Here is a 22,434-nt window from a genome sequence, read left to right on the forward strand (position 1 = left end):
AAACGGGCTCGAATCGACACCCTGCACCCAAAGGAGGCGCGCTTCCGCGCTTCATTTACGCGTGTTGCGCTCGCGCTCCTGCTCTTCTTCCAAACTCAGGGCAATGAGCCTGCGAACGAAACGCGCAGCCACTTCAGGATCGGGTTTTCCAGTCGAGGGCAGCATCCTGATCGGTCGACTTGGCTTTCTCGTTCTCGTCGCAGCTTTTGCCCTGGGATCCTTGTTCGGCATCAGTCGCACTCCTTGCGCCCTTGAAGGTGCCGACACTACCAAATTACGCCGCACGCAACTCAATCACGTTGCCGCCACCGTCACGTAATCGATCGAGATGATCGGCCCAGGCCTGCATCATCTTTCGGCGCTGTTCGAGATATGCGGCCTTGTTGTACGTGTCGCGGATCTCGTCATCGCTGCCATGTGCCAGTTGCTTTTCGATCCAGTCGGAGTTGTAGCCGCGCTCATTGAGGGCCGTGCTCACGATATGGCGGAAGCCGTGGCCAGTCTGCTTGCCCTTGTACCCCATGCGCCCGATAGCGACATTGATCGTGTTCTCGCTGATCACCTGCTTGGGCTTGTAGGGGCTCGCGAAAACAAGCGGCCGGTCGCCATTGGCGTCGAACCGCTCGCGCAGCAGCGTGATTGCTTGGGTCGGCAGCGGCACGATATGCGGGCGCCGCATCTTCATGCGCTCAGCCGGAATGCTCCACACGCCGGCGTCGAGGTCGATTTCGTCCCAGCTGGCGCCGCGAAGCTCACCAGGCCGTACCGCAGTGAGTAGCAGCATGGAGATCGCGTCGACCGCATCCGGTGACGCTGCGGCGTACCCGTCCATCGCTTTGAGGAATGCCGGGAGTTCGTCGAGCTGCAGATGGGCGTGCTGTGATCGCGCCCGCTTCTTCAGGGCCACCGCAGACAGGGCCAGCGCCGGGTTGTCTTCGATGACCCCTTCGGCGTGTGCGTAGGCGAAGATCGCGCCGAGCCATCCCCTCGCCTTTTTCGCGACGTCGAGCGCATCGCGCTTCTCGATCTTGCGGAGCGCGGTGACGAGCTCGGGACGCTTGATGTCGGGGATGGGCCGATCGCCAAGCTGTGGGATCAGATCGAGATCGAGGTAGGTCCTGACCTTACTCGCGGTCGACACAGACCACTCGGCGCTCTTCAACGCGTACCAGGCCTGCGAGACGGCCCGAAAGGTGTTCTCACGGCGCAAGGCACTTTCCCGCTTCTCAGTCTTGCGATGCTCGCCGGGATCGACGCCATTCGATAGCAGAGCTCGAGCTTCATCGCGGCGGGCCCTCGCCTCCTTGAGGCTGACCTGGGGGTACGAACCCAGTGCCAGAAGCTTCTCCGTACCCCCAAATCGGTACTTGAGTCGCCAGCGCTTGCCCTTAGTGGCGTCCATTGTGGACGTCACGAGCAGATACATGCCCTTCTCGTCTGCCAATTTGTAGGGCGTGTCTCTCGGTTTTGCCTGTCGAATCAAGGTGTCAGTGAGCATGAGGGGGTACTTTTCCGTTTGGGGGTACTTTCTGCCACTTCGAAGAGATTTAACCCTCTTCGAGCACAAAATATACCCCCAAACGTACCCCCTCGTCGGCGTAGCTGTAGGCAACCGGTGGCACACGATAAAACACGACGGCAACAAAAAAGCCCCGGATTTACCGGGGCTTAGCTAACTCATCAAACTCTATGGTGCACTTCTACACACTCTAAACTGGTGCCTAGGGAGAGACTCGAACTCTCACGAGGGGCTACCTCGGCGGATTTTGAGTCCGCTGCGTCTACCGATTCCGCCACCCAGGCAAGGGGCGCGATCATACCCGCGGGCCTCAAGCGCAGCAATGCACATGCGGCCCGCTTGGCGATCAAAGACGGAAGTCGTAACGCAGACCGTAGTGCCAGGCCATCGTGCGGGCATCGCGGTCCTGATAGAACACCGTGCCGCCGGCGGTCAGGCGCAGGTTCGGCAGCGATTTCGAGATCACGCGAATCGGAAACAGCAGCTCGGCACCGTAGCTGACCCCGCTGAAGCTCTTCTCCGCTCCGTTGGCTGCTTCGGCCGAGGACCACGAATAGCCAAAGCGTCCGGAGATTTCGAGCACGTCGAGCACGGTTCCGGTCGGCACGATGTAGGCGCCGTAGAACTTCTTCATTTCGAACTCGTCGACCGCCTTGGCCTTGTCGGGTGCGAAGCCGACCAAGCCTTCGATGGCGACGCCCGGAATCAGGCGCCAGCCGAGATGGCCGCGATAGAAACCGCCATCGAGTTCGTCTGTACCGAAGCGATCTTCGATGCCATCGTCCGACAGATCGATCCTGGCTTCGGCGCGATCGATGGCGACGTAGAAGTTGGGATGCTCTTCCTCGTCGATCGACTGCGAGGCCGGCTCCTCGCCACCCGAACCCGAGGAGTCGTAGCTGTCGCCCGAGCCACCCGCATCGACTGTGTCGGTCGAGTCGGTCGTGCCGGAGCTGGACTCACCCGACGCTTCGGCCGTTTCCGGGCTCGTCGCGTCCGCCGATGCATCGGGGCCGGAAGCCGAATCGACGCTATCGGTCGCCGGCGCGGCCTCTTCGGCCGGAGCCTCGGTCGAGGCTGTGTCCTCGACGGGCATGACTTGAGCGTCCTGCGCCAGCGACACCAACGGTGCCGCGAGCAAGGCCAGCAAGGCCAGACCGGCAACGGTTTTCGGCATGTTCTCCTCCCTGTATGGACTCTGGTGTCCTTGTGCTCCGCTCGAGGCGGATCATGCGATTCTAATGTCAGCTCGACGCACACCGCACCATACGCGTGCAGGCCCGGCAGTGTGCTCGGCGGCTCCGATGCGGGGGCTCATGCACAATAGGCCACCCATGGCATCTCTTCCCCGACGCTCAGCCCCATGATGACCGCTCATTTCTGCAACCTCTGCGGCCACAAGGTGGATTTTCGCGTGCCCGAAGGCGATCACCTGCCTCGGCATGTCTGCCCCAACTGCGGCCACGTGCAGTACTTCAACCCGCGCGTGATCGTCGGCGTGATTCCCGAGTGGGAGGACGGACGGATCCTGCTGTGCCGGCGCAACATCGAGCCGCGCATCGGCCTGTGGACGTTTCCGTCCGGCTTCATGGAGCTCGGCGAAACGACAGCCGAAGGCGCGGGCCGCGAGGCGCGTGAGGAATCCGAAGCCGACGTCGATGTCGGCCCGCTCGTGGCGGTCATCAGCGTGCCTTACGTGTCACAGGTCTTCATGATCCACCGCGGGCGCATGCGCAGCGACCACCACGCGCCGACCCCCGAGAGCAGCGAAACCCAGCTGTTCGCCGAGCACGAGATTCCGTGGGACGAACTCGCGTTTCCGAACATTCACCACGGCCTCGAGTTCTTCTTCGCCGACCGCGCCAAGGGGCGCTTCGAAATTCACGCGCTCGATCTGGTTCGCAAGCCAAGCAATCCGGACGATCGCGAAGTCAGCACCGGCGACGATTTGTCGCCCTGACAGCACACGCATGCCAAAGAGTCATTGAGCGATCACGCAAGCAACGGCACATTCGGCGCATGACCCAGCAGCTTATCCAGCTCCAGCATTTCTTCGCGCTGCCGCGCGAGCGCGTCTTCGCCTACTTCGTGCAGCACGACAATTTCGGACGGCTCTGGTGGCCGGCGCAATGCCGCTGGATCAAGGCCGCTCCGAACGGAGACGCCAATGGTGTGGGTTCGGTTCGCGAAATCCGGGTCGGGCTCGTTCGTTTCGAGGAGACCACCACCGAGATCACGCCCGACAGCACGATCGAATACCGGGTCACGCGCGGCGGTCCGTTCAAGAACCATGTCGGTCGCATGCGGTTTTCCGAAGTGCCGGGCGGCACTCAGCTCGATTACGACATCGCCTTCGATTGCCGATGGCCGCTGTTCGGCAACTTCGTTTCGGGGGTCATGCACGCAGCCTGGCTGCGCGGCGTGAATCGAGCGGTCGACCGGCTCATGAGCGGCGATCGCTGAGCGCGATGCGCGTCTTCAGCCACACCTGCTCGAACACTGAAATCGTCTGCGCGCTCGGAGCCGGCAGCTGCCTAGTCGGCGTCGACGCCGATTCCGACTATCCGCCCGACCTCGTCTCCGCACTGCCAAAGCCCGGACGCGATCTCGATCTCGACACGAGCATGGTCGCAGATCTGGCGCCTGACCTCGTATTGACCTCGCTCACGGTGCCGGGGCACGAGCGCATCGTTGCCGAGCTCGAAGCACTCGGATTGCGCACGATCACGATTGATCCGCTGAGTCTTGAAGATGTCTATGCGAGCATCGCCACGATCGCGGCAGCGCTCGGTATCGAGCAGCGCGGTGCCGATCTGATCGCGCAGATGCGCGATCAGATGCCACCCGTCGCCGCCGGCACGCAGCGTCCGCGCATTGCCGTTGAATGGTGGCCCAAGCCGGTGATCGTACCGGCCCGGCAATCCTGGGTGAGCGACCTCATCGAACTTGCCGGTGGCTGCAATCCCTGGGCCGATGCCGAAGCCAAGAGCGTCACCGTCGATCACACCGAGGTGGCGCGCCAGGCCGACGCGGTGGTGATGTCCTGGTGCGGTGTGCCGCTCGAAAAATATCGGGCCGATGTGGTGCTGCGTCGCCAAGAGGCACGGCACTGGCCGGCATTGGTGCATGGCCGGGTGCATGCGATCTCCGAAGCGTACCTGGGTCGTCCCGGCCCGCGACTCGTGCATGGTTACGCCGAGTTGCGCAAGATCATTTCTACTTTCTGAGCGGTAGGAAAGCAGCGTTCTGCGCGGCTTTTCCTACGCCCCGGGAAAACCAGCCAAGCCCCTGAGTCCACGCAGCTTATCGAGGCCGCGATCAGCTTCTCCATGGCACGAATGCTGCGGTAGGGAAGCCGTTGTAACAGGACTTTAACGAAGCCGTTCGTCAGCAACTGGCGACCTCAGGGATCCACCTATGTTCTCAGGCAGATACCGCACATGCGCGTGATGCTCGTCGACGATGATCCAGCGCGCCGCGCCGCTATCGAAGCGTCGCTGCGCTCGCTCGAACACGAAGTCGTTGGCGCCATCACGTCGGCTGCCGACTTGTCGGCAGCCGTGCGCCGCCACCAACCCGATGTCATCCTGATCGACGTCGATTCGCCGAGCCGCGACACGCTCGAATCGCTCGGTCAGGTGACGCGGGATCGCCCGCGGCCGATCGTGCTGTTCGCGCACACGGGCGCGCCCGACACCATCAAGAAGGCACTGCAGGCCGGCGTCACCTCGTATGTGGTCGATGGGCTCAACGCCTCCAGGCTCAAGCCCATTCTGGACGTGGCCATTGCCCGTTTCGAAGAATTCCAAGCGCTGCGCAACGAGCTCGAAGAAACCAAGAGCAAGCTGGCCGACCGGCGTGACATCGAAAAAGCCAAGGGTTTGCTCATGAAGCGCCGCAATCTGGACGAAAACAGTGCTTATGAACTATTGCGGCGCATGGCGATGGACCGCAATCTCAAGCTTGGCGAAGCCGCACGCGCCTTGATCGCGGCAGCCGAGCTCCTCTAGTGAAACACGCCATGCCACTCGAAAAAACAGAACTGAAGATCGGGTTGGTGCCGCTGGTCGACGCCGCACCGCTGATCATCGCAAGAGAAAAGGGCTTCTTCGCCGCTCATGGGCTCCAGGTCGACCTGTCGGTCGAAGCCTCCTGGGCCAATATTCGCGACAAGGTGGCGGCCGGCATGCTGGACGCGGCCCACATGCTCGCTCCGATGCCGATCGCCGCGACCGCGGGGATCGATGGCGTGCGCGTGCCCATGCTCACCGCGCTCTCGCTCAACCTCAACGGCAACGCGATCACCATTTCCGAGTCGCTGTTCTGGCAATTGCAACTCGATTCGATCACGCCTCGCGAAGTCGGAAGCCGGCTCAAGCACGTGCTCGAAACCGATCGTGCGGCAGGTGCTTCACCGCGCGTCTTCGCCCATGTCTTTCCGTTCTCCACGCATAACTACGAACTGCGTTACTGGCTGGCCGGTTGCGGCATCGACCCCGATCGCGATTTGAATCTGTCGGTGGTGCCACCACCGCAGATGGTCAAGTCACTGCGCGAGGGCAGCATCGACGGCTTCTGCGTCGGCGCTCCGTGGAGCGAGGTAGCGCAGGCCGACGGCATCGGTCGCGTCGTCGTGCGCAAGTATCAAATCTGGAACAACAGCCCCGAAAAAGTGCTTGGCGTGACCCATAGTTGGGCTCACCAGAATCCGAACACGCACCTGGCTCTGATCGCGGCCCTGATCGAAACCGCGCGCTGGCTCGATCGCACCGAGAATCGCGCCGAGGCAGCCCGCATCGTCGTCGAAAGCCACGCACTCGAGGCCCCGCCCGAAGTCGTACACGAAGCCTTGCAGGCTCGATCGAGCGGACATCCACTCGGACGCGGCCTGGTTTTCCACGAAGGCGCCGCGAATTTTCCTTGGACTTCGCACGCGCTCTGGTTCATCCAGCAAATGATTCGCTGGCAGCAGGCTCCGAGCGACATCGATGCCGCTGCGGTCGCATCGGCGAGCTATCGGCCGGATCTGTACCGTGCCGCGGCTGCGCTCGTCGGCGAGCCCTGCCCCGCCCAGGATTTCAAGAGTGAAGGCGACCACGCGCGCAGCTGGAAACTCGGCAACACGGACAGCGGCATCACGATGGGCCCGGATCGCTTTTTCGACGGCCAGCATTTCGAGGGTCGCTGAAACATGAATCGCCGATCGGTTTCGATCGGCGATTCACGTCGATAGTCCAGCCCGCTCCTTCACACCACCGCGACTGCAATCACGCCGGCACGAGCCGGTTTTTTATTGCCTGAATTTGGCGCGGACAACAAAAAGCCGCCGGTCTTATTCAGACCGGCGGAATCTCAGGATCGGCTAACTGATTTTTGTGAGCAGCAGGTCGTCGTTACTGGACGACGACCGTGCCTTTCATTTGCGGATGCAGCTGACAGGCGTACTCGTAGACACCCGGCGAGGTGAAGGTCTTGGTGTAAGTGGCGCCCTCCTTCAGGCGACCGCTCGATTCACCGGCGAAGTTCACGAAGTGATTGGAACCGTCCTCGTTCTTCCAGGTCACCGTCGCACCGACCGGCACCGTCAGCGACGCCGGCGAATAGGCGTAATCCTTGAGGATCACCGTCGTGCCGCCGGCTACCGGCGCGGGCGCGGGAGCCGGAGCGGGCTCGGCGGCCGGCGTGGTTGTCATCGGCTTGGCGAACTCGGCGGTTGCCTCGGTCGGAGCGACCGTCACGCCGCCGCCAGTGGACTCGGTCACCTTGAGTTCGACGCGGCGATTCAGCTCGCGTCCCTCGTCGGTGTTGTTGTCCGCGACCGGCATGGATTCACCGTAGCCACGCGTGGTCATGCGGCCGGCCGCGACGCCCTTGGAGACCAGATAGTCCTTGACCGACTTCGAGCGCTTGTCCGACAGGCTCAGGTTGTACGCATCCGAACCCTTGGAGTCGGTGTGGCCGCCGATCTCGACCTTGATGTCGGGACGCTTCTCGAGTGCACCGGCGACGCCGTCGAGAATGACCTTGGCGTTCGGCGTGAGGCGCGCCTTGTCGAATTCGAAGGTCACGCCCTGCAGCACGATGGTGTCGCCCACCGCGCAGCCTTCCAGCGTCATCGGCTCGCCCGGACCGGGCGCCTTGCAGATGGGGTTGTACTCGTCGTTGTCGCTGGCGTCGGTGCAGCCCTTGTCGGCCGGGAAGTCGATCGCGCCATCGCCATCATTGTCGATACCGTCGCTGCACTGCGGCGGCGGCGGCGGTGCGGGCACCACGACAGCCGGAGGCGGCGGGGGCGGCGGCGCAACCGGCTTGGCGCCAAGCGGAATCCGGATACCGAGGTTGAACAGGGGTTCGTGGAAATCCGAATTCCGCGTATCGTTTTCCTCAGGCTTCTGAATGTGATAGAGCGCTTCTGCTCGGATGCTGAACGTATCGAACAACGGGAAATCCCAGCCCAGTCCCGCATTGAACTGCACTTGATCGCCGCCCATAACATCCGCGTGCAGATATGGCCCCACAGTTGATCCGGCCAGATACCAGTTCACACCACCACCAACACCCCATACATCGTCTTTCTTGTTCTCGCAGATCATGCCCAACGCACCACTGCAGAAATCTCTCTTGCCGTAGTCGAGATAGCCACCACGCAGCTCAAGTGCGAACGCCGGCGTCATGGGGAACCCAACCGCCAGCATTCCGCCGATACCATCGTCGGAGTTCAGACGATCCTTGTCGGCGATTGCATAGGAGCCCATGGGGGCGATGTAGATGCGATCGTCCTCGACCGCGTGCGCTGCGGCTCCGTAGGTCGTGGCGATCACCAGCGGCAACAAGGCATAGCGAAACGTTTTCATGCGGCCCCTTCTATAGATCTATCGTTCTCGGTCCACGGTCCAAGCGCTCGCTGCACGGCGACCTCCGGACAAAAAAAATCCACCGAGTGGCCTACCCTGAAGGGGTCACTCGGTGGACGTCGTTGTCGGGGTCCGGACCGTCGTTGGTCCGTGAGCGAGCTGCCTGACGGCAAACTCAGGTTAACGGGTTAGCAATATCTCTGCCAATCGTCGGCTCGTTGGAACTTTTCTGCGCTGCGACCGCTTGTAAGCCTTTCGCCACCGCTCACATCCCATCTGAATCGGCTTTCAGCCACTGGCACGATGGTTGCTCCGGCTGAAACTGAGGGTCCGTTCTGGTCCTCAAGAAGCACGGTCTGACGGCGCTGGTGTGGTTGCCGGCCTCGATCAGACGGACCAATGGCGGTCCCAAACAACGGGACGACGGCTTCATCACCGTCGGCTCATGGACAGGTTAACTGGCTCACGTAGCCAGCCCCGACTGCCACTCAGGAAGATGAAGACCGATAGCCATACCACCACAGTCCGTGCGTTCCGCCGCGTCGGCGGGCTCTTGGCTCTGACCACGTTGCTGCTGGCCGGCGAAGCCACCGCTTCCGCCGAAGTTCCCGGCGATCTGGTCATGGAGGCGCTCGACATCGAGCGCCTCGCAATGCAACTCGATCCCGCTGCGAGCCCATCCGCACAGGCGCTGACCCCGATCTACATCGGATCGCAAGCCGGCGAGGTGCAGGTACTCGAAGTCACGTTCCAGATCGATGCGGTCAAGCCGGTGCGCTACGCGTACTCCCCAGCAGAATCCGCCGCGCTCAACGAACGCGGACTCCACAAGCTCACGCAGATTCCGCTCGCGCCGGGACAACATCGTCTTTATATCGACTACGCCGCACGTGGCGACGACGATCGCCCTGGAGTTCCGCGCCTGCGCTCGCGATTGGTGCAGACCATCGAAGCGCCTGCCGCCGGCCAGCCGATCGTCATCGAGGTCAAGCCGGGAGGGCTCGGTGGCGATCCTTCGCTCACGCTCGTCAACGCCGCGGGCGACGTCGTGCTGCGGCAGATCGACTACCTGATCCACTCGGGCCGCTACTTCAGCGCGGCCTCGCAGATCATGCAGATGCGCGACGCCGCCGGCGGCAACCTGCCGGCCGATTACGAACAGCGCCTGCAGACCTGCATCGGCGGGCTGCGCCACAGCATGCCGGCCGATGCGAGCGCCTCGCCGGTGCTCGCCAAGTATCAGTCCGCAGCCGCCTCGCTTGACGCCGGCCGCAATGCCGACGCGATTCCGATGCTCGAGCAGATCGCGAGCGAGAAGGCCAACAGCGCCGAATCCTGGGTGTTGCGCGATCAGGCCAACACCACGCTCGGCTACTACTTCCTGAGCATGAAGCAGCCCGACCTGGCCGCGACCACGTTCAAGCGTGTGCGCAGCGCCAGCCCCTATGCGAACACCGCGCTGCTCGGCCTGGGCTGGGCGATGCTCGCACCGCGCGGCAACGCCGCCGAAAGCACGGCTCCGCTGACCGCGCAATCGGTGAAGAGCTCGCTGAGCGCCCCGGAGAAGCTCAGCACCGCACGCAAGGCGATGCCGTTCAACAACGCCTGGGGTGTCGCCACCGGCAAGCGTGCGGACGATCTGCGCCGCGCGCTGGTGCCATGGACCGAACTCATCGGCCGCGATCCGACCGACGCCGCCGTGCAGGAAGCGATGCTGGCCCTGCCCTATGCGTTCGAACATCTGGGCGCACACGAGCAGGCGCACGATTACAGCAAGCGCGCGGTCGATCAACTCGAGAACACGCGCGGGCATCTCGAAAAGGCACTCGAACACATCGCCAGCGGCGAAATGGCGAGCAAGATCGTCGAGAGCGACAGCCCCGGAGGCAGCGGCTGGTCCTGGTGGCTCAAAGACCTTCCACCGCCGCGCTGGTGGCTCAAGAACCGCCCGCATGCGCCGCCGAATTTCTACTTCGAACGGCTCACCGAAGACGAGGAATTCCGCGAACACCTCGAAGCCGCGCACCAGCTGCACGAACTCGGCATGGCGATGTCGCGCCGCGAAGACATCGTGAAGAAATCGGGCGACACCGCACTACAACAGCGCATGGATGCGATCGAAGATCGCCTGATCGCGGCCGAAGTTGCAGAACGCGCCGTGCTCGAAAGCGCGGCCACGCGCTACATCACGAGCATCAAGGAACAGACCGAACGCTATCTCGTCGAAGCTCATTTCGCGATCGCACGTCTCAACGATCGTCCGCTGCAGGTCAGCGCAAAATGAAACTCTCTCCGAAACAACGCAGCGCCGGCTTCACCGTCACCGCGTTCACCGCAGCCCTGCTTGCGACCACGGCCGCATTCGCCGCGGACAACCCATCCACCATCGGCGATGTCGCCAACGATAACGGACGCTCTTCCGACGGCTGGTTCGTCGTCAAGACGCCGAGCATCTTGCGGCTCGAAATGTCGGAAGCGATTCCGGCCGACATCGGCGTCGCGCTCGAACATTACGACCGCATTCTCGAACTGCCCGCCGTCGATCCGGTCGTGCGCGCCGAGGCGATGCGTCGCGCCGCCTACCTGCGGGTGCAGCGCTCCGACGCGGGGAATGGCAAGCCCGACGACGTCAAGCGCGCAATCAAGATTTACGAACAGCTGCTCGCCGAGACACCGAACGATCCAGGCAACGATCGCGCGCTCTACCAGCTCGCACGCGCCTATCAGCTCGATGGCAACAACGATGCTTCGATCCGCAGTCTGCAACAGCTCGGCGAACGCTTCCCGCAATCGGCGCTCGTCGGCGACGGCTTGTTCCGCGCGGCCGAGCAGCTGTTCATGCGCGGACATTACGACGAGGCCGAGTCGGCTTACGCGAAGGTCATCGCCCAAGGCAAGGAAACGCGTTACTTCGAAACCGCAGAATACAAGTACGGCTGGGCGCTTTATCAGCAAGCCAAGTACGACCAATCGTTGGCGGCGTTCCTCGGCATTCTCGATCGCAGTTTTGCAGCAGGATCGTCGAACGATCTGCAAGCTGCACTCGCGGGCGTGCCGAAGAATCGCGAAGCTTCGGCGAAGGAAACATTGCACGCAGCCAGCCTTTCGGTCGTCGGACTCGGCGGAGCGGACAATCTCAATCGCTACTTCGAACGCGCCGGCGAGCCGCGCTATGCGCCGGTGCTTTACCGCGACACCGGCGAATATCTGCTCAAGAAACAGCGCTATACCGATGCGGCGAGCCTCTATACCACGTATCGCAAGCGCCACCCGCAGAGCGAGCTTTCGCCCGAATTCCAGACGCTCGCGATCGATGCCTACAAGGCCGGGGGCTTCAGCGATCAGGTGCTGCTCGCAAAGGAAGAATACGCACGCGAATTCGCACCGGACAGTCCGTACTGGGCCTCGCGCAAGCCATCCGCCGAAATGCTCGCGACCACGCGCGGCCATTACGACGACATCGCGCGTCACTACCAGGCACTCGCCCAGCGCACGCCAGAGACCGAAGCGGCTTCGCGGCAGAAGTCGTTCCTGACCGCGGCCGACTGGTATCAGCGCACGCTCAAGCTGTTCCCGACCGACGAGCGCACGCCGCAGATCAACGTGCTCTACGCCGACGCCCTGCTCGATGGCGGCAACCCGCAGCAGGCCGCTGCGGAATACACCAAGGCCGCCTACGAATACCCGAACAACACGCGCGCCCCCGAAGCCGCGTTTGCCGCCGTGCAGGTTTATCAGCGCATGGCGCGCGATGCCGGCAGCGCCCAGCGTGATGCGGCGCTCAAGCAATCGGTCGATGCCTCGCTGCAGCTCGCCGACAAGATGCCCGGGCACGCGCAGCGCAACGCGGTGCTCACGCAAAGCGCCGAAGACCTGCTGACGATCGGAGACGACCAGAAGGCCATCGACATCGCCGGCCGCGTGCTCGCGGACGATGCCAGGCCGAGCAACGAGCAGCGCCGTCGCAGCCTGTCGGTGATGGCCGATGCACGCTTTTCGCTCAAGCAGTTCGACCAGGCCGAAGTCGCCTACGGCTCGCTGCTCAACGCAATGCCCGCAAACGATGCACAGCGCGGCGCGGTTACCGATCGGCTCGCAGCCTCGGTCTACAAGCAGGCCGAAGCCGCGCGCACGGCCGGCGACCTGAAGCTCGCCGCGAGCACGTTCCTGCGCGTCGGCCAGGTCGCGCCGGCCTCGTCTATCCGCGTGAACGCCGACTACGACGCCGCCGTCGCATTCGCCGATCTCAAGGATTGGCCGGCCACCGAAAGCACGCTAGAAGCCTTCCGCAGCCGCTATCCGCAGCATGCGTTGATCGCCGATGTCGACAAGCGGCTCGCCTACGCCTACGAGCAGGATTCGAAGTGGAGCCCGGCCGCCGATGCGTATTCGCGCATCGCGCGCCGTGACAGCGAATCGCCGGCGCTGCGTCGCGATTCGGCCTGGCTCGCGGCGAACCTCTACGACAAGAGCCGCCAGCCGGCGCTCACGAACCAGTCCTACGAGTTCTACCTAAGCAGCTTCCCGCAGCCGCTCGATCGGGCGATGCAGGCGCGTCGCCGGCTCGCCGATCTGGCGCGCGACGATCTGCATGATCGTGCGAACTATCAGCGCTGGCTGCAGGAGATCGTCACCGCCGACGCAGCCGCCGGCAGCGCACGCACCCAGGACACGCAGAAGATGGCCGCGCAGGCGAGCCTCGAGATTGGTCGTGATCAGGCCCTGCAGGCACGTCGCGTCGCGCTGAGCCTGCCGGTCGAAAAGAGCTTGCCCGAGCGCATGGCGGCCACCGAAACCGCCATCGCCACGCTCACGCGCGCGGCGCGCTTCGGCGATCCCGACATCACCACGGCCGCGACCTACGAACTCGGCAGCGTTTATCGCGAATTCGGCCAGGCGATCATGAAGTCGAGCCGCCCGTCCAATCTCAACGGCGATGCACTCGAGCAGTACAACATCCTGCTCGAAGAACAGGCCTTCCCGTTCGAAGAAAAAGCCATCAAGGCTTACGAGGCCAATCTGGCCCGGCTACAGCAAGGTTTGTGGAACGACTGGATTCGCCAGAGCGCGAAGGCTCTGGTGGAACTCGCACCCGCCAAGTACGGCAAGCAGGATCAGCGCGATACCGTTTATGACTCCCTTCTCTAAGTCACACGCGAACCGCGGCGCCGTCGCGCTGCTCGTCCTGGCGCTCGCCGCCTGCGGCACGGCGCCGCGCCAGCCGGCACGCAACAGTGCCAGCAGCAAGAGCTCGACGCCGGTCGCCGCGAGCAGCAGCGCGTCGACCACGTCGACCGACCGCGTCGAAGCCGATCGCCGCTTCAAGCAGGCGCTGCAGCTCATGCGCGAGCACAAGCAGACCGAAGCTCAAGCGGCCCTGGTGTCGCTGTCGAAGGACTTCCCTGCCTTCTCGGGGCCGCTGACCGCGCTCGGCATTCTCTACGCACAAGGCAAGCAGCGCTCGCAGGCGCTCGACAGCTTCGCCAAGGCCAGCACCGCGAACCCGGACAATGCGGTCGCTCTGAACTGGCTCGGCTCGCTCTATCGCGAGAACGGCGATTTCAAACGCGCCGAAGAGGCTTACCAGAAGGCGATCAAGGCCAAGCCCGACTACGCGCCGGCCCAGCTCAATCTGGGCATTCTCTACGACGTGTCGCTGCGCCAGCCGCAGAACGCGCTCGCCGCCTATCGCGAATACCAGCGCATCGCCGGACCGAAGAACCAGAACCTCATGGTCAGCGTCTGGATCAAGGAGCTCGAAGACAGCACGACGACGCGCACCGCGTCCGCTACGGCGGAGTCGGCACGATGAAGACCGCACTGTTCTTCGCAGCGGTCTTCGGCTTCGGCTGTACCGCAGTCGCACAGGCTGCCGACGACGCCATCGGCACGCGCATCATCGGCGACGAGGAAGCCGCGCTCGGCCTCACGATCACGCCCTGGCAGGAGGAAAGCCCGGTCGAGATGGATCGCCCGCCGCTGCTGCTCGAACCCGGCGCCGAGAAGATCAACGCCGCCGAGCTCAAGAGCCGCGTGCGCACGCAGCAAACCATCTCCGCATTCCGCCGATCGAGCGTCGATCCGCGCTGAAGCTTTCGCGCTTCAGGGCCCGCCGCCATCGCGAACGCTCGCATCCATCTTTCAACCACCACAGAGGTCTCGCTCACCATGGAGTTGTTCAACCACGTCATCCGTTTTTTCCAGGCTGGCGGCGCATTCATGTATCCCATTGCGCTGGTGCTGGCGCTGGCGCTGGCCGTGGGGGTGGAGCGGGTGATCTTTCTGGGTCGCACCGAGCGTGAGAATCGCAACCTGTGGGCGAAGATCGCGCCGCTGCTCAAGGCCGGCGACTTGAACGAGGCCGAGCGCCTGGCCAGCGAATCCGACACCGCCGTCGGCAAGCTGCTGACCACCGGCTTCGCCCAGGCCCGCGTCGACAACCGTCGCTCCGAAGTCGAGATCGCCACCGAGGAAGGCCTCATGGAAGTGCTGCCCGCCATCGAGCGCCGCACGCACTATCTCGGCACCTTCTCCAACATGTCGACCCTGCTCGGCCTGCTCGGCACCGTGCTCGGTCTGATCGGTGCGTTCGCGGCTTTGGGCAACGCCGATCCGGCCGAGAAGGCGGACTTGTTGTCGGCGGGTATTTCCGAAGCCATGAACTGCACGGCCTTCGGCCTGATGGTCGCCATTCCGTCGCTGCTCGCCCATGCCTGGCTCAGCAGCCGCACCACCGAGCTCATCGACACGCTCGAGTCGGTCTGCTCGCGTTTCGTCTCCGCCGTCTGCAAGCGCCGCTGAGTTGGTCATGACGACTCCGGTCCTTCTCGAGGAAGAAGACCAGGCGCCCCGCAAGGCCCGGCGCACGCGCCGGCTCGAGCGGCATCTGAAGCGCGGCGGCAACGAGGAGCTCAACATCGTCTCGATGATCGACGTGTTCGCGGTGCTGGTGTTCTTCCTGCTCGTGAGTTCGTCGATCGCGGCCGCGCGCTTGAACGTGCTGTCGCTGAACCTGCCGTCGAACGATCAGGCCACGCCACCCGAGAAGCTGCCGCTGCAGCTGACGGTGAGCCTGCTGCCCGGTGCGATGGTGGTGTCCGATCGCAATGGCGCGATTCGCAAGCTCGACAACACGCCAGCCGGCTACAACATCCAGGCGCTGTCCGAAGTGCTCGTCGAGACCAAGAAGGCGGCGCCTTCGGAGAACAGCCTGACGCTGCTGGTGGCGCCCGATGTGCCCTACGACGATGTCGTGAAGGTCATGGACGCCGCACGCCTGACGCCGGCCGAGGCGCGCAACCTGGGCCTGCCGCGCGAGCTGTATCCGCTGATCTCGCTCGGCGATGCGCAGGGCACCACGCCGGTTTCGCCGGGAGCTACACCATGAGCTCGCGCCGGAGAGACCGCCGCACCGAGCGAGCTGTCCGCCGCAAGAGCCAGACGGTGGTCATCAACATCGTCTCGCTGATCGACATCTTCGCGATGCTGGTCTTCTACCTGCTCGTCAACGCGCTGGTGGTCGAAGTGATTCCGAGCCCGCGCTCGCTGACCTTGCCCGAGTCGGTCATCAAGGATCAGCCGCGCCTGTCGGTCACCATCGTCGTCACGCCCGACAGCATCCTGGTCGACAACCAGCCGGTGATGTCGACCGCGCAGGCGCTGGCCGCCGACGTCAAGCTGCTCGCCCCGCTCAAGTCCGCCCTGCTGCTCGCCCCGCTCATGCAGGTCGAAGGCGATGCCCAGAACCGCCTCACCCGCGGAGAAGTCAACATCGTCGCCGACAAGTCCATCCCCTATCGCCTGCTCAAGAAAGTGATGGCCACCTGCACCGACACGCGCTTCGCTCGCATCTCGCTCGCTGTCGTCGAGAAGAAAGGCAGCAGCTTGTGAAGCCCGATCTCGCTTTGCCTCCCTCTCCCTGCGGGAGAGGGACCGAGGGTGAGGGAGCTGCCGACTTGAGCCAGTTTCGCCATCGCGGCTTGTCCCTCACGTCTGGATGACGCCAGCCAGCACAACCGTACCCATTCTATGACCGCCGCCACCTTCCATAACCAACCCCTCGGACTCGACTCCTGGGGCATCGCCCAGGAAAGCGATCGCAAATTCAGGCGCATCGTCGGCCGCGTGCTGGTGCCGGTGGCGGTCTGCGCGATCGTGATTCCGTGGCTGCACTTCGAGATCGCGGAGCAGGAAGTCATCACGCCGGTCGCCGAACTCATCGTGCTGCCCGAACCCGAACTGCCGAAGGTCCAGCCGCAGCCCGAAGAAAAACCCGAGCCCAAAGCCGAGCCGGCCAAGCAGGCGCGCGCCGAAACCAAGCCGCTTCCGACCACGCCGGCCGAAAAGCCCAAGCCAGCGGAACAGGCCTCGCAAGCCGCAGCCGCGCCGAATGCGGCCCGCGAACTCGCAAGCCGCTCCGGCATCATGCAGTTCAACGATCGCCTGTCGGCCATGCGCACCGATGATGCGCTGGAGGCCGCGAATCAGGCGCTGCTGACGAGCGATGCACCGAATCCGCGCTCGGCCGCCAGCACCTCGGCGCTGGGCGCTTCGATCGCCGGAGCGGCCGCTTCCCGCAGCGGCGGCGGGACGAACACCAACGGCATCGCCGGAAACGACGCCGGCACCCGTTTGGGCTCGCGTCGCACAGAAGCCGTGCAAAGCGGCATCGGATATGGTCGCGGCAACGGTGGGGGCAGCGCGGCCGGCGCGGGTTCGGGCGCTGGCCCGGCGGCTACGCGCACCCCGCAAGAAATCCAGCTCGTTTTCGATCGCAACAAGACCGCCTTCTTCGCGCTGTTCAATCGTGCGGCGCGCAGCAATCCAAACATGGGCGCCGGCACCATCGTGATGCGCCTGACGATCCAGGCGGATGGCTCGGTGTCCGATTGCGCACTGGTATCGAGCAGCTTCGGCGATCCGGAACTCGAAGAAAAGATTCTGCAGCGCGTGCGATTGATGAATTTCGGAGCGAAGAACGTCGGCGTCTTCGTCTATCCGAACTATCCGCTCGCCTATCTGCCGCCGTGAACGCCTTGAGCCCTCGAGCCAGCGAGAGGTCATCGAGGCGGGCCCGCTTCCGGCTTTTGCGCGATCTGGTGATCGCCAGCCTGGTGCTCGCGGCCGTCGCGAGCGCCTGCGTCTATGCCTTCAGCCGGCTGGTTCCGATGCTCGTGGCCAGCCCCGAAGCCGATTGCAGCGTTCGGAACTCCAAAAGCTGAACGCCGACTGATTCAGCGGTCATGTATTGGCATGCTGATTGCTGTATGACAGGCACGCAACGATAACGCGTGTTGTTTTCGAGCAAAGACGCTCGATCTACCGGATACCGAAGTCCACGTTTTGGCCCCCAACCTTGTTACTGGGGTCAGCACGTGGACTTTTTTGTTTTGGGCTCCGGAGGATGTTCCGAGGCAATGAACGCAGTGGACCGCGTGGGGAGCCGAAGGAAAACGAGCAGAACGTCCTGTCGCTGTGCGGTACGAACGAAAAGTGTTCCGGAGGCGGAGGCTTTTCATCCAACAAGCAGTAACGCAACCAATAGAGGGAGTTGAGGCATGAAAGGGTCGAAGGCAAATGGATCTCGTTGGATCAAGTCGGCGGCGTTCGCGGCGTTGAGCTTGTTCTCCACGGGTTCCTGGGCGGGTATGTACAACGACGGCAAGGTGTTTCTGACCGGCGGTGTGTTCACGGTTGACGGCGCGGGCGGTGGTGGCGCGGTGCCGTGGGCAACCATTACGGGCTATGAAAGCCGTGACGGCATCAACGGCGGCGTAGGCTTCACGTATGTGCGTCTGCCGAACTACGACATCAACTGGATCGGCGGTTCGGTCGGCTTCTACGATCGCTTTGAGCTTTCGTATGTCAACGTCAAATTGACGACCGACCTGTCGAACGTCAATACGGTCGCCATGGCGGCTGACGCCCTGGGTCTTGCCGGGAATCTTGGCCTCGACCCCCACGGCAGCAAGCTGCAAATGGATACCTACGGCGCCAAGGTGCGTCTGTTCGGCGATGCGGTTTACACCTCCGACAGCTTCATCCCGCAGACTTCTCTCGGATTTCTGTACAAAAACAACACCACGCCGGAGTTCACTCGCACTCTGAGCGCCGACAAGGCCAAGGACTGGGAAGCCTATCTTGCGTTCACCAAGGTGTTCTTCCGCTACAGCACGCTGGTCAACTTGACGGTCCGCTATAGCGCTGCCAACCAGATCGGCCTGACCGGCTTCGGCGAGTGCAACAACGGCCGTACGGAGTGCGATGACGACAAGGATTTCCGCTTCGAGTTCTCGACGGCTTATCTGTTGCAGAAGAACTTCGCCATCGGTGGTGAGTACCAGCAGCACAGCAACAAGCAGAAGAACAAGCCAGTTGATGCAGGCAACCTGCTGTCCACCAACGACAACGGTGACGCACTCTTGAATCCGCTGATCGGAGGTATCGTTGGCGGCGTAGTAGGCGCAACCGGACTTCGCAATACGCTCGCGCAAAATGAGTCTGACTGGTACGACTTCTTCTTCGCCTACGCGCCGAACAAGAATTACTCGCTGACGTTCGCCTATCTGTTCCTGGGTGACATTGCGGTTGCTCGCGAGCAGAACGGTCTCTACTTCTCCCTGCACGCCACGTTCTAAAAAATCTAAAAGTGCATCCAGTAGCAAGACACACGTCGTAGCTCTATTGCACCTTTAACTGATGGAGATTTTCATGAAAGTTTTCACCAAGAAGTTGTTCGCTGGCGCTGCGCTGTCGATCGCCGCGATGTCCTCCGCCCCATCGTTCGCCGGTGAGAATCCGACGAGCCCGATCATGGGTATCCCGGCTTCTTCGCTCGAAGAGTTCGGTGGCCGCGAAGGCGTCCGCGCCTGGGTCGAGAGCCTGTTCTACTACATCATGCTCGACAATCGCATCGCTCCGATCTTCCGCGAATTCGGCAACCCGGAACGCCAGATCTTCCTCAACACGCAGCTCGAAACGATGGTGCTCGGCGGTCCGAACGAGTATCAGGGCGCCAGCATGAGCGCGGCTCACGCTGACCTCGGCATCACCATGACGCAGTTCAACGCGGTGGTGGAAGCGGCTTACAACGCCTGCGAACGCAACGTGATCAAGTATCACACCTGCAACCAGCTCATCAACGCGCTGGCTCCGTTCACGGCCGACATCGTCACGCGCTAAATCTGATTCGTTTCCCGACGATTTCTTTGTCGAAGAAAAGCTCAGAAAGCGGTTAGCGTTTTTACGAATCGGGGGCCGGGGCAGCCTGGCCTCCGATTCGTTCTATCTGCGTCTACGTTGTTTTGCTTGCACCGTTCAGCTGTTCGCCATCGCGGTAACCGACATCACTTTTTGCAGTCTGATTTTTGCAGCACTTTGCGGCACAAAAAACCACGAAACCTCTCAGAGGAATACAGAAATGAAATCGACCTTCAGGAACCTCTTCTCCATCGGCTCCCGCAAGGCAGCCGTCGAGCATTCTTCGCTGCGCCGTTCGATGGTCGTTGCCGGCCTGTCGTTCCCGGTTGTCAGCTTCGTGTCCATGAGCGCTCGCGCCGCCGAAGGCCTCGAGAAGTTCTACAAGTACAACACCAAGCCCGAGGACTATCTCTCGGGCGTTTTCGGCGGCCAGGTTCCGGCCCCGCAAGTCGCCGACACCGCGGGCAAGAGCGGCGACATGCTGCAGCCACTGCCGCAGCGCACGCGCTACTGGCGTGCCAACGGCAAAACCGTCTGGATCTTCGACGAGATCGGCAAGGCCGGCTATCTGCCAACCACCTGTGGCTTCGTCGTCAAGGGCGGCGCCATCGAATCGGCCAGCGTGTTGATCTACCGCGAATCGCGCGGGGATCAGATCGGCACGGCCGGCTTCCTGCAGCAGTTCGTTGGCGCGAAGTCATCGGGCGCGGGCATCGACAAGAATGTCGACAACGTTTCGGGCGCGACCTACTCGGTCAACCTGATGAAACGCATGGCGCGTGTAGCACTGGCGCTGGACGCGTCGGTTCCGGCTTGAGGCTGAGTGCCGGTAAGGCCCAACTCATCAGGTCCTACTGACATGTCCACCATGACCTCACCCAAGTCCCCTACCCCGCAGCCGACCAAGCCGAGAGGCGTGGTCGGACGTCTGCGGCATTTCAGTGAACAAGCGCTGTCCTCGCGCCGCCAGCACACGCAGGCTCGTCCCAAGACGAACCTGAGCATGACGCTGCGCACCTGGCACAAGCGCATCGGCCTGTTCGCCTTCGTCTTCATGGGCTGGCTCGGCTTCAGCGGCTTTCTGATCAACCAGAGCGCGGATTGGGGCTATGACGTCAAACCCATCACCGCGAGCTGGGTGATGGCCTTGTACGGCCTGCATCCCGAGCCTCCGACCAAGGGCTACAACGTCGGCGGTCATTGGCTCGCGGAAGCGCAGGACGCCTCGATGCTCGACGGCAAGCCGCTGAAGATGCGCATCAGCCATCAGCTCGGCATGGCGGTCGCCGGCTCGGCCGACAAGCCACTGCTGTTCATTGCGGAGCCGGAACGTGTATTCGTGCTTTCACCGACCGGTGATCTGGTCGATGAAATGAGCGGCTACACCTTGCCGGCACCGCAGGTTCGTCGTATCGGCACCATTCCGGGCAATCCGTCGAAAGTCGTGATTCAGGACCTCGACGCCTACGTGACCAGCGATGGCCTCGGCTGGGAAAAGCTGCCCGTGAATTCGCCGGTCGAGTGGGCCGCGCCGGTCGATCTGCCCGAGGCACAGCGCAATGCGGCGATGCCGTTTTCGCTACCTTCGGTCACGCTCGAGCACGTCCTCGTCGACGCGCACAGCGGTCGCATCTTCGGCATCGGCGGAGCCTGGCTGATCAACTTCGTCGGCCTCGCCTCGATGGCGCTGAGCATCACCGGCGTCTGGATCATCTGGCGTACCAACCAGCAGCGTAAAGCCGCTCGACGCTGACCCCCACAACGACGGCCACCCGCAGGTAGCCCATGGTCGTCAAATTGTTCGGTCCTCCACCACTCGTCAGAAGAAATTTTCTGGCGATGGGCACGGAAATCACGGTCACACTGGCCCCGCAGCGGCGGGGCCAGTTCCGTAGCGTCAAGCGTGCGATGACCGAGCTCAAGATCCTGCTGCGCAACTTCGGCCACGACGGCTGGGCCTGGGGTTACGGAGCACTCGCCGAGTTCAATCGCGAACTCGGCGCCGGCAAGGCGCCGACCATTCCGACATCGTTGCGCCCCCTGTTCGATCGCGCCTGGGAGATGCGCCAGGCCAGCGGCGGCCTGTTCGAGCCGCGCGTCGCATCGCTGGTGTATCTGTGGGGCTTCGACAGTGTCGAGCGCATTCGTAACGAGCCTCCGCCCCCCGATGAAATCACAGCCTTCATGCAGGCGCTCGCGAGAGCCCCCGACTACACACCCAATGCTGATCACTACGGCCCTGCTCCGAACGTAGGTTGGGATTTCGGCGGCATCGGCAAGGGCTACATCGTCGATCAGGCGCTCGATCTGCTCGCGGCGGAAGGCTTCGTGGACGCAACCATCGACGCCGGCGGCAACATCGCAGTTCGTGGTCAACGGCGCGAGCGATCCTGGCGCATCGGTATTCGCAGGCCACTGGCCCCGGATGACGACATCGACGCACCAGATTTGATCGCGATTCTCGATGCTCGAGACGAATCCGTGAACACCCATGGAGACGATCAGCGCTATTTCATCCACGAGGGAAAACGTTACGCGCATATCCTTGATCCGCGCAGCGGACAGTGCGCCAGTGGGCTTCGATCTCTTACGGTCGTGCACTCAGATGGGGCGCTTGCGGAAGCTGGCGGGGCAGCATTATTCGTCGCGGGTACAAACCATTGGCCCGCGCTCGCCAAACAACTGGGAATCGATCAGGTTTTGGCTGTCGATGATAGAGGGCAGATTGCCGTCACGCCCAAGCTGGCAGCGCGTTTGCAGCCCGAGCCGGGCATCGCGTGGAGAGTAATTCCAGCTACGTAAACTCACGCAAGCCTTTTGCTGATCTTCGGAGCGGTCGAAGATTGATCCAGCACGAAGATT

At 63.0% G+C, this 22,434-nt stretch carries 23 protein-coding genes and 1 tRNA gene; 19 read left to right on the forward strand and 5 right to left on the reverse strand.

Annotation, left to right across the window (positions count from 1 at the left end; all coding sequences use genetic code 11):
* Nucleotides 1-51 precede the first annotated feature (51 nt).
* From WQQ_RS24125 to WQQ_RS01625, 4 genes are all read right to left on the reverse strand, one after another.
* Nucleotides 52-231: a hypothetical protein gene (locus tag WQQ_RS24125; RefSeq protein WP_157534463.1), complete on the reverse strand. Its 180-nt coding sequence runs from the start codon at nt 229-231 to the stop codon at nt 52-54.
* A gap of 43 nt (nt 232-274) precedes the next feature.
* Entirely contained in the window at nt 275-1,498 is a 1,224-nt protein-coding gene (locus WQQ_RS01615) for a tyrosine-type recombinase/integrase (protein ID WP_040452800.1), read from the reverse strand.
* 217 nt (nt 1,499-1,715) lie between these two features.
* A tRNA-Leu gene (locus WQQ_RS01620) sits at nt 1,716-1,803 on the reverse strand.
* Nucleotides 1,804-1,865: 62 nt separating this feature from the next.
* A complete protein-coding gene (locus WQQ_RS01625; protein ID WP_007183295.1) occupies nt 1,866-2,696 on the reverse strand; it encodes a hypothetical protein in 831 nt (276 codons plus the stop codon).
* Nucleotides 2,697-2,882: 186 nt separating this feature from the next.
* Between WQQ_RS01625 and WQQ_RS01630 the strand changes: the two genes are divergently transcribed.
* From WQQ_RS01630 to WQQ_RS01650, 5 genes are all read left to right on the forward strand, one after another.
* Nucleotides 2,883-3,479 carry an NUDIX hydrolase gene (locus WQQ_RS01630; protein ID WP_007183296.1) on the forward strand — a complete coding sequence of 199 codons (597 nt, stop codon included), beginning with the start codon at nt 2,883-2,885 and terminating at the stop codon, nt 3,477-3,479.
* Between the two features lie 59 nt (nt 3,480-3,538).
* Nucleotides 3,539-3,982, forward strand: a complete 444-nt coding sequence (locus WQQ_RS01635) for an SRPBCC family protein (protein WP_007183297.1) — start codon at nt 3,539-3,541, stop codon at nt 3,980-3,982.
* Nucleotides 3,983-3,987: 5 nt separating this feature from the next.
* Nucleotides 3,988-4,746, forward strand: coding sequence for an ABC transporter substrate-binding protein (locus tag WQQ_RS01640; RefSeq protein ID WP_007183298.1), 759 nt, complete (start codon nt 3,988-3,990; stop codon nt 4,744-4,746).
* 213 nt (nt 4,747-4,959) lie between these two features.
* Complete coding sequence (locus tag WQQ_RS01645) at nt 4,960-5,529, forward strand: ANTAR domain-containing response regulator (protein ID WP_007183299.1); 570 nt, start codon at nt 4,960-4,962, stop codon at nt 5,527-5,529.
* A gap of 11 nt (nt 5,530-5,540) precedes the next feature.
* On the forward strand, nt 5,541-6,707 hold the full coding sequence (locus tag WQQ_RS01650) for a CmpA/NrtA family ABC transporter substrate-binding protein (protein WP_007183300.1): 1,167 nt from the start codon (nt 5,541-5,543) through the stop codon (nt 6,705-6,707).
* A 205-nt stretch (nt 6,708-6,912) separates the two neighbouring features.
* Here the strand turns inward: WQQ_RS01650 and WQQ_RS22775 are convergent, their stop codons facing one another.
* Nucleotides 6,913-8,373: an OmpA family protein gene (locus WQQ_RS22775; RefSeq protein WP_007183301.1), complete on the reverse strand. Its 1,461-nt coding sequence runs from the start codon at nt 8,371-8,373 to the stop codon at nt 6,913-6,915.
* 496 nt (nt 8,374-8,869) lie between these two features.
* Here WQQ_RS22775 and WQQ_RS24580 point away from each other — a divergent pair, with 496 nt between their 5' ends.
* The 14 genes from WQQ_RS24580 (at nt 8,870) to WQQ_RS01720 (ending at nt 22,374) form a co-directional block, all read left to right on the forward strand.
* Nucleotides 8,870-10,657 (forward strand): tetratricopeptide repeat protein, encoded by a 1,788-nt coding sequence (locus WQQ_RS24580; RefSeq protein WP_192812939.1) that lies wholly within the window; start codon nt 8,870-8,872, stop codon nt 10,655-10,657.
* Nucleotides 10,654-13,521, forward strand: a complete 2,868-nt coding sequence (locus WQQ_RS01665) for a tetratricopeptide repeat protein (RefSeq protein ID WP_007183303.1) — start codon at nt 10,654-10,656, stop codon at nt 13,519-13,521. Before WQQ_RS24580 ends, WQQ_RS01665 begins: the two co-directional genes overlap by 4 nt.
* Nucleotides 13,505-14,185, forward strand: coding sequence for a tetratricopeptide repeat protein (locus WQQ_RS01670; protein ID WP_007183304.1), 681 nt, complete (start codon nt 13,505-13,507; stop codon nt 14,183-14,185). Before WQQ_RS01665 ends, WQQ_RS01670 begins: the two co-directional genes overlap by 17 nt.
* Nucleotides 14,182-14,463 carry a hypothetical protein gene (locus WQQ_RS01675; protein ID WP_007183305.1) on the forward strand — a complete coding sequence of 94 codons (282 nt, stop codon included), beginning with the start codon at nt 14,182-14,184 and terminating at the stop codon, nt 14,461-14,463. Before WQQ_RS01670 ends, WQQ_RS01675 begins: the two co-directional genes overlap by 4 nt.
* A 129-nt stretch (nt 14,464-14,592) precedes the next feature.
* Nucleotides 14,593-15,174 (forward strand): MotA/TolQ/ExbB proton channel family protein, encoded by a 582-nt coding sequence (locus tag WQQ_RS01680; protein WP_237714994.1) that lies wholly within the window; start codon nt 14,593-14,595, stop codon nt 15,172-15,174.
* 7 nt (nt 15,175-15,181) lie between these two features.
* Nucleotides 15,182-15,760 carry an ExbD/TolR family protein gene (locus WQQ_RS01685; protein ID WP_007183307.1) on the forward strand — a complete coding sequence of 193 codons (579 nt, stop codon included), beginning with the start codon at nt 15,182-15,184 and terminating at the stop codon, nt 15,758-15,760.
* Nucleotides 15,757-16,263 carry an ExbD/TolR family protein gene (locus tag WQQ_RS01690; protein ID WP_083844376.1) on the forward strand — a complete coding sequence of 169 codons (507 nt, stop codon included), beginning with the start codon at nt 15,757-15,759 and terminating at the stop codon, nt 16,261-16,263. The genes WQQ_RS01685 and WQQ_RS01690 overlap by 4 nt, the downstream gene beginning before the upstream one ends.
* A gap of 138 nt (nt 16,264-16,401) precedes the next feature.
* Entirely contained in the window at nt 16,402-17,403 is a 1,002-nt protein-coding gene (locus tag WQQ_RS01695) for an AgmX/PglI C-terminal domain-containing protein (RefSeq protein ID WP_007183309.1), read from the forward strand.
* Nucleotides 17,404-17,471: 68 nt separating this feature from the next.
* On the forward strand, nt 17,472-17,594 hold the full coding sequence (locus WQQ_RS25065) for a hypothetical protein (RefSeq protein WP_272942414.1): 123 nt from the start codon (nt 17,472-17,474) through the stop codon (nt 17,592-17,594).
* Nucleotides 17,595-17,930: 336 nt separating this feature from the next.
* Nucleotides 17,931-19,010: a DUF3034 family protein gene (locus WQQ_RS01700; RefSeq protein ID WP_007183312.1), complete on the forward strand. Its 1,080-nt coding sequence runs from the start codon at nt 17,931-17,933 to the stop codon at nt 19,008-19,010.
* 73 nt (nt 19,011-19,083) lie between these two features.
* Nucleotides 19,084-19,554, forward strand: coding sequence for a group I truncated hemoglobin (locus WQQ_RS01705; protein WP_157534465.1), 471 nt, complete (start codon nt 19,084-19,086; stop codon nt 19,552-19,554).
* Between the two features lie 238 nt (nt 19,555-19,792).
* Nucleotides 19,793-20,389 (forward strand): FMN-binding protein, encoded by a 597-nt coding sequence (locus WQQ_RS22780; RefSeq protein ID WP_007183314.1) that lies wholly within the window; start codon nt 19,793-19,795, stop codon nt 20,387-20,389.
* A gap of 42 nt (nt 20,390-20,431) precedes the next feature.
* Nucleotides 20,432-21,325: a PepSY-associated TM helix domain-containing protein gene (locus WQQ_RS01715; RefSeq protein WP_157534466.1), complete on the forward strand. Its 894-nt coding sequence runs from the start codon at nt 20,432-20,434 to the stop codon at nt 21,323-21,325.
* A gap of 32 nt (nt 21,326-21,357) precedes the next feature.
* Nucleotides 21,358-22,374 (forward strand): FAD:protein FMN transferase, encoded by a 1,017-nt coding sequence (locus WQQ_RS01720; protein ID WP_007183316.1) that lies wholly within the window; start codon nt 21,358-21,360, stop codon nt 22,372-22,374.
* Nucleotides 22,375-22,434 lie beyond the last annotated feature (60 nt).

The sequence above is a fragment of the Hydrocarboniphaga effusa AP103 genome, assembly GCF_000271305.1.
GTDB lineage: Bacteria > Pseudomonadota > Gammaproteobacteria > Nevskiales > Nevskiaceae > Hydrocarboniphaga > Hydrocarboniphaga effusa.

Coding starts and splice junctions, on each gene's coding strand:
- WQQ_RS24125 (WP_157534463.1), bottom strand. CDS start 231: ATGCCGAACAAGGATCCCAGGGCAAAAGCTGCGACGAGAACGAGAAAG.
- WQQ_RS01615 (WP_040452800.1), bottom strand. CDS start 1,498: ATGCTCACTGACACCTTGATTCGACAGGCAAAACCGAGAGACACGCCC.
- WQQ_RS01625 (WP_007183295.1), bottom strand. CDS start 2,696: ATGCCGAAAACCGTTGCCGGTCTGGCCTTGCTGGCCTTGCTCGCGGCA.
- WQQ_RS01630 (WP_007183296.1), top strand. CDS start 2,883: ATGATGACCGCTCATTTCTGCAACCTCTGCGGCCACAAGGTGGATTTT.
- WQQ_RS01635 (WP_007183297.1), top strand. CDS start 3,539: ATGACCCAGCAGCTTATCCAGCTCCAGCATTTCTTCGCGCTGCCGCGC.
- WQQ_RS01640 (WP_007183298.1), top strand. CDS start 3,988: ATGCGCGTCTTCAGCCACACCTGCTCGAACACTGAAATCGTCTGCGCG.
- WQQ_RS01645 (WP_007183299.1), top strand. CDS start 4,960: ATGCGCGTGATGCTCGTCGACGATGATCCAGCGCGCCGCGCCGCTATC.
- WQQ_RS01650 (WP_007183300.1), top strand. CDS start 5,541: ATGCCACTCGAAAAAACAGAACTGAAGATCGGGTTGGTGCCGCTGGTC.
- WQQ_RS22775 (WP_007183301.1), bottom strand. CDS start 8,373: ATGAAAACGTTTCGCTATGCCTTGTTGCCGCTGGTGATCGCCACGACC.
- WQQ_RS24580 (WP_192812939.1), top strand. CDS start 8,870: ATGAAGACCGATAGCCATACCACCACAGTCCGTGCGTTCCGCCGCGTC.
- WQQ_RS01665 (WP_007183303.1), top strand. CDS start 10,654: ATGAAACTCTCTCCGAAACAACGCAGCGCCGGCTTCACCGTCACCGCG.
- WQQ_RS01670 (WP_007183304.1), top strand. CDS start 13,505: ATGACTCCCTTCTCTAAGTCACACGCGAACCGCGGCGCCGTCGCGCTG.
- WQQ_RS01675 (WP_007183305.1), top strand. CDS start 14,182: ATGAAGACCGCACTGTTCTTCGCAGCGGTCTTCGGCTTCGGCTGTACC.
- WQQ_RS01680 (WP_237714994.1), top strand. CDS start 14,593: ATGTATCCCATTGCGCTGGTGCTGGCGCTGGCGCTGGCCGTGGGGGTG.
- WQQ_RS01685 (WP_007183307.1), top strand. CDS start 15,182: ATGACGACTCCGGTCCTTCTCGAGGAAGAAGACCAGGCGCCCCGCAAG.
- WQQ_RS01690 (WP_083844376.1), top strand. CDS start 15,757: ATGAGCTCGCGCCGGAGAGACCGCCGCACCGAGCGAGCTGTCCGCCGC.
- WQQ_RS01695 (WP_007183309.1), top strand. CDS start 16,402: ATGACCGCCGCCACCTTCCATAACCAACCCCTCGGACTCGACTCCTGG.
- WQQ_RS01700 (WP_007183312.1), top strand. CDS start 17,931: ATGAAAGGGTCGAAGGCAAATGGATCTCGTTGGATCAAGTCGGCGGCG.
- WQQ_RS01705 (WP_157534465.1), top strand. CDS start 19,084: ATGAAAGTTTTCACCAAGAAGTTGTTCGCTGGCGCTGCGCTGTCGATC.
- WQQ_RS22780 (WP_007183314.1), top strand. CDS start 19,793: ATGAAATCGACCTTCAGGAACCTCTTCTCCATCGGCTCCCGCAAGGCA.
- WQQ_RS01715 (WP_157534466.1), top strand. CDS start 20,432: ATGTCCACCATGACCTCACCCAAGTCCCCTACCCCGCAGCCGACCAAG.
- WQQ_RS01720 (WP_007183316.1), top strand. CDS start 21,358: ATGGTCGTCAAATTGTTCGGTCCTCCACCACTCGTCAGAAGAAATTTT.